Origin of the sequence: Flavobacterium sp. (assembly GCF_035456225.1) — a bacterium.
In the GTDB taxonomy this organism is placed as follows: Bacteria; Bacteroidota; Bacteroidia; order Flavobacteriales; family Flavobacteriaceae; genus Flavobacterium.
The window spans coordinates 1-3,924 of sequence record NZ_DATIDM010000036.1 but is presented as its reverse complement, the minus strand read 5'-3'; the positions used below and the strand labels follow the sequence as shown (position 1 = coordinate 3,924).

The following is a 3,924-nucleotide window of genomic DNA, read 5'->3' as shown; positions in this document are numbered from 1 at the left end:
AAATGATGTTTTCGATTGCTACTTTTTCAAAAATATCGTTGTGCTTGATATATAGAAAAGTTTTTGGCTGCGTAGGAGGAATTGTTTGTTTATTATAATTGAGCATCGCAATTTCAATTGCAGTAAAAAGATCTGCTTTCTGGAATGGTTTTATGAGATATCCTTGCGGTTTGGTAGCTATTGCATTTTTGATAGTCGCATCATCAGAATAAGCAGTGAGGAAAACATGAGGTATCGAATAGTTCTCCTGAATATAATTGGCCAGCCATATACCGTCTTTTTCCCCTTGAATAGTAATATCCAAAAGCGCAAAATCAACTTTGTTTTCGGTAAGTATTTCAACAGCTTCCTGTGCATTCATAGCTGTTCCTACTACATTATAACCCATTTCAGTCAATAAAACAGATATGGTTTTTTGAGTTATGTACTCGTCTTCTACGACTAAAATGTTCAGTGGTGGATTCATCATGTAATATCTTTAAACGTAATTATAATGTTGGTTCCGTTGTTACTTCGCCAATCTAATTTTCCTTCTAATTGTCTTGTCAATCCCTGAATAAGATCAAAACCAATAGACTTCAGTTTCTTCGGATTAAAATCTTCCGGAAGGCCAACGCCATCGTCTGATATTTTCAGTTTGTAAATATCGGATTCTTTTGTGAGATTGATTTTAATTTTTCCGATTTCTCTGTCTTTAAAAGCGTGCTTGTAACAATTTGTAACAATCTCATTAATGATTAAACTTAGCGGAATGGCTGTGCTTATCCCAAGTTCAATGTCATTTGCATTTATCTCAATAGCAATTTTTGTGTTCTTGTTTTTGTACGTGGTCTGAATCGCTTGAATTAATTCGGACAGATAATCCTGAAACGGAACTTTACTGAAATTGTCTGATTGATAAAGCGTTTTGTGTATTAAGGCAATCGACTCAATTCGTGACTGACCTTCTTTTAAAATAACTTTTGTGTTTTCATCACTAATTTGAAAATTTTGCAGTTCCAATATTCCGGTAATAATCTGCAAGTTATTTTTAACCCTGTGATGAATTTCCTTTAAAAGCATTTCTTTTTCGGCCAGTGATTCTTTAATAGTTTCATTTTTTGCCGAAATCTCATCGTTTTTCCGCTGGATTTCTTTCTGTTTTTTTCGGGAATTATTCAAGTACAATAAAGTTGTTATCAAAATAATTCCCAACGCAGTCGCAACTATATAAAGTATACCTTTTTCTTTTGTATTGATATCTGATTGTTGTTTTACAATTAAATTATCTTTTTCTTCCAATTGGTATAGGATTTCATTTCCGGCCAATAAAAGGCGTTGTTTCTTCGAATTTATCGAATCACTCAAATTGAACGCTTTTTCAGAATAGGTGTAGGCTTCATCTTTTTTATTCTGTGCTTTCAGTAATTCTGCTTTTAATCTATAGTAGGATACTCTTGTTTCCGGTGATATTCCCTTTGAAATGAGTTGTTCTGCAAGTTCTGTTTTTTTTTGCGCCTCAGTGTAGTTTTTTAACTTAATGTTACATGTTGAAAGAAGGATAATGTTTTTTACAATCCCATCGTTGTTGCTAATGTAATCCTTGATTTTTAAACTGATGGATAAATCTTCCATGAGTAATGGTATGGCATTTTTATAATCGCCTTGTTTCATTTTTAAAAGGCCTATATTTCCTTTCACCAGACCAGTCAACTTGCTGTAATCCCCAAAATCATTTTTGATAAGAGCTGTTTCTGCTTTTTGTAATGACAGATTGTAATAATAATAGGCGCTGTCTACTTGATTATTCTTGAAAAAATAAAATCCTAAACTGTTGTAAGCAGAAGGGATTATGAGCGAATCACGTTTGGGATGTTTCAGAATTTCTTTGATTTCTGATTTCAATTGTAAAATCGCCTTGTCGTATAAGAACAATCTGGCATATAAGGCACTCTTATTACTGTAACTCCACAAAGGATAATTCACCCCTTTTTTTCTGAGATAGGCTATTTCAGAGTTTATTTTAAAAACATTAGAATACAAATTAAGGTCCAGATAAGCACTTTGCAATTGAACCAATAAAAACATTTTTCTTGAATCGGAAAGTTTATAATCATTATTGCTCAAAATCTCTTTTAAAGAAACAATGGTTTTTAGGTCGTCCTTTTTAAAAATATAGATTTCGGCTAATGCGAATTTAACACGCATCGACGATTTTATATCGGAATTAATTTGTTCATCGGCGGATAGTTTAAGTAGATCCTGGTATAAGAAATCCAGATGATCCAATTTTTGCCGATGAGTTAGGCTTTCGTAAAAACTGATTTTGTCGACACCTTTTTTGGAAGCAAAAGTTTCCTCTATTTTATCGGTCGTTTGGGCATTCCCATTGAAAAATGGAATAAAAAAAAGTAAGCAGAGGATTATGTTTTTTAAAGAAGACATTATTATAAAACTTCAATTTTTACTTTCAGTTCGCCATGACTTTTCTTGTCGGTTATTTTCATGAAGGCTTTTTTGCTCAGATCGATTTCCCGTCCTTTTGTAAATGGCCCGCGATCATTAATGGTAACCACAACCGATTTGTCGTTGGCAAGGTTGGTGACCCTTACTTTTGTTCCAAATGGTAGATCTCTGTGAGCCGCAGTATATTTCTTATTACTGAAACGTTCTCCGCTCGCGGTTTTACGACCGTTGAATTTATTATGATAATATGAGGCAACTCCCGTGCTTTTGTATCCTTTTGCTTTAGAAACTGTGGTGGTTTTGCTTTTAGAATGCGATGAACCACAACTGTTCATTACTAAAGTAAATGACAATAGCAGGAGAATTGCCTTAAATTTTGTCGGTAATGAAACCATCAACTGTTATTTAAAATAAGAGAACGTTTCGTTGTTCTCAATTTTCAGTAAACTTTCATAAATTAATTTGATGACATTTTCAACATCATCTCTGTGAACCATTTCAACAGTTGTATGCATATAACGCAATGGAAGCGAAATTAGCGCTGAAGCCACTCCGCCATTACTGTAAGCAAATGCATCGGTATCTGTTCCTGTTGCTCTTGAAGTGGCATGTCGCTGGAACGGAATTTTTTTGTCTTCTGCAGTAGTTACAATTAATTCGCGTAATTTGTTTTGTACAGCCGGGGCATAAGCAATTACCGGACCTTTACCCATTTTCAAATCACCTTCAATCTTTTTTTCGATCATTGGTGTGGTCGTGTCGTGACAAACATCGGTCACAATCGCTACATTCGGTTTGATGGTATGCGTAATCATTTCCGCTCCACGCAAACCAATTTCTTCCTGAACCGAGTTTACGATGTACAATCCATAAGGCAATTTCTTTTTGTTTTCTTTCAGTAAACGGGCAACTTCCGCAATCATAAATCCACCCATACGGTTATCAATGGCACGACACACAAATTTATCGTTGTTTAAAATCATGAATTCATCCGGATACGTAATTACACAACCTACATGAACACCTAATTTTTCCACTTCTTCTTTAGTTGAGCATCCGCAGTCAATAAATATATTATGTAATGTCGCAGATTCTTCTTTACCGCGATTTCTCGTATGAATAGCCGGCCAACCGAAAACACCTTTTACGATACCGTTTTTAGTATGAATATTAACGCGTTTGGAAGGTGCTATCTGATGATCAGAACCTCCGTTACGAATCACATAGATTAATCCGTCATCGGTTATATAGTTTACATACCACGAAATCTCATCAGCATGACCTTCGATTACAACCTTATATTTTGCATCCGGATTGATTACGCCTACAGCAGTTCCATAAGTGTCCGTAATAAAAGTATCCACATAAGGTTTAAGATAGTCCATCCAAAGTTTTTGTCCACTTTCTTCATAACCGGTTGGTGATGCGTTATTTAGGTAATTTTCTAAAAAAGTTAGAGACGATTTGGATAGTATTGAT

General features: G+C 34.7%; 4 protein-coding genes. All 4 read right to left on the bottom strand.

Going from position 1 to position 3,924, the window contains the following annotated elements; genetic code table 11:
• Positions 1 to 469, bottom strand: a 469-nt coding sequence (locus tag VLB74_RS02035; protein WP_325201810.1) for a response regulator, incomplete at its 3' end; no start/stop codon positions are given.
• Positions 466 to 2,424, bottom strand: coding sequence for a sensor histidine kinase (locus VLB74_RS02030; protein ID WP_325201809.1), 1,959 nt, complete (start codon positions 2,422 to 2,424; stop codon positions 466 to 468). The genes VLB74_RS02030 and VLB74_RS02035, both read right to left, overlap by 4 nt.
• A gap of 2 nt (positions 2,425 to 2,426) precedes the next feature.
• Positions 2,427 to 2,840, bottom strand: coding sequence for a septal ring lytic transglycosylase RlpA family protein (locus tag VLB74_RS02025; protein ID WP_325201808.1), 414 nt, complete (start codon positions 2,838 to 2,840; stop codon positions 2,427 to 2,429).
• A gap of 6 nt (positions 2,841 to 2,846) precedes the next feature.
• Positions 2,847 to 3,924: M42 family metallopeptidase (locus VLB74_RS02020; protein ID WP_325201807.1), on the bottom strand; the 1,078-nt coding region annotated here is incomplete at its 5' end.

Coding starts and splice junctions, on each gene's coding strand:
- VLB74_RS02030 (WP_325201809.1), bottom strand. CDS start 2,424: ATGTCTTCTTTAAAAAACATAATCCTCTGCTTACTTTTTTTTATTCCA.
- VLB74_RS02025 (WP_325201808.1), bottom strand. CDS start 2,840: ATGGTTTCATTACCGACAAAATTTAAGGCAATTCTCCTGCTATTGTCA.